The organism is Streptomyces sp. UH6, assembly GCF_013421635.1.
In the GTDB taxonomy this organism is placed as follows: domain Bacteria; phylum Actinomycetota; class Actinomycetes; order Streptomycetales; family Streptomycetaceae; genus Streptomyces; species Streptomyces abyssomicinicus.
On record NZ_JACADT010001266.1, the window covers coordinates 1 to 1,339 of the forward strand.

1 protein-coding gene is annotated in these 1,339 nt (G+C 74.8%); it reads right to left on the reverse strand.

The window, feature by feature from the left end:
• The coding region (locus HW445_RS31140; protein WP_180224130.1) for an ATP-dependent helicase at positions 1-1,186 on the reverse strand (1,186 nt) is incomplete at its 3' end.
• Between the last annotated feature and the right edge of the window lie 153 nt (positions 1,187-1,339).

The following is a 1,339-nucleotide window of genomic DNA, read 5'->3' on the forward strand; positions in this document are numbered from 1 at the left end:
TGGGAAGCAGGGCGCAGCGGACCACGCCGTCGCGTTCGGCGCCGGGGGCGGGGCGCAGGGCCTCGACGCCTTCGTGCATCACGCGCAGCGGGGCGGCGAGGCCGTTGGCCAGGTCGAGGAGGCGGCCGCCGCTGCGGCGGTTCTCGCTGAGGGCGAGCCGGTCGGCCGGGCGGCCGTCGGCGTGCGGGAAGTGCTCGGGGAAGTCGTCGAGGTTGGCGACGGAGGCGCCGCGCCAGCCGTAGATGGCCTGGCAGGGGTCGCCGACCGCGGTGACCGGGTGGCCGGTGCCGTTGCCGAAGAGGTGGGAGAGCAGGATGCGCTGGGCGACCGAGGTGTCCTGGTACTCGTCGAGCAGCACGACCCGGTACTGGTCGCGCAGGATCGCTCCGACCTCGGGGCGGGTGCGGGCCAGCCGGGCGGACAGGGCGATCTGGTCGCCGAAGTCGAGCAGGTCGCGTTCGCTCTTGACGGCGCGGTAGCGGGTGACCAGTTCGGTCAGCTCACGGCGGGCGGCGGCGGCCTCGGGGACCTTGCGCAGGTCCGCGTTGGAGAGCTTGGCGCGGCCGAGGGCGTCGAGCAGTCCGGCGTCGAAGTCCCGCAGGCGCGCGGGCCCCACCAGGTGCTCGGCGAGTTCGCCGTCGAGGGCGAGGAGGTCGCTGACCAGGGTCGAGAAGGTGCCGGTGAGCGAGGGGTAGGGGCCGGGGGCCTCGCGCAGCACGCGGGCCGCGAGCTGGAAGCGGGCGGCTCCGGTGAGCAGGCGGGCGGTGGGTTCGAGGCCGATGCGCAGGCCGTGGTCGGTGAGCAGGCGGCCGGCGAACGAGTGGTAGGTGGAGATCAACGGCTCGCCGGGCACGCTGTCGGGGTGCGCCGCGCCGGGACCGGTGGGGTCCATGGCGTCCGGGTCGGTGACGCCCGCCTTGACCAGGGCCTTGCGGACCCGTTCGGACAGTTCGGCGGCGGCCTTGTTGGTGAAGGTGAGCCCGAGCACCTGCTCGGGGGCGACCTGCCCGGTGCCGGCCAGCCAGACCACGCGGGCGGCCATCACGGTCGTCTTGCCGGAGCCGGCGCCCGCGACGATCACCTGCGGCGCGGGCGGGGCCGTGATGCAGGCGATCTGCTCGGGGGTGAACGGAATCCCGAGCAGGGACTTCAGCTGCTCGGGATCGGTGAGACGGGCGCGGGACACGTCTCGAGGCTAACGGCGCGCGCGGACATCTCCGACCGCCCGGCGCGGATCGCCGCAGGTCGACGACGCGCGAGGTGCGGGAGTTCACAACCTCGGGCACGCCCCGCCGCACCCGCACGCGACTCCACGGCACGCCGCACTCCGGCGCGCTGT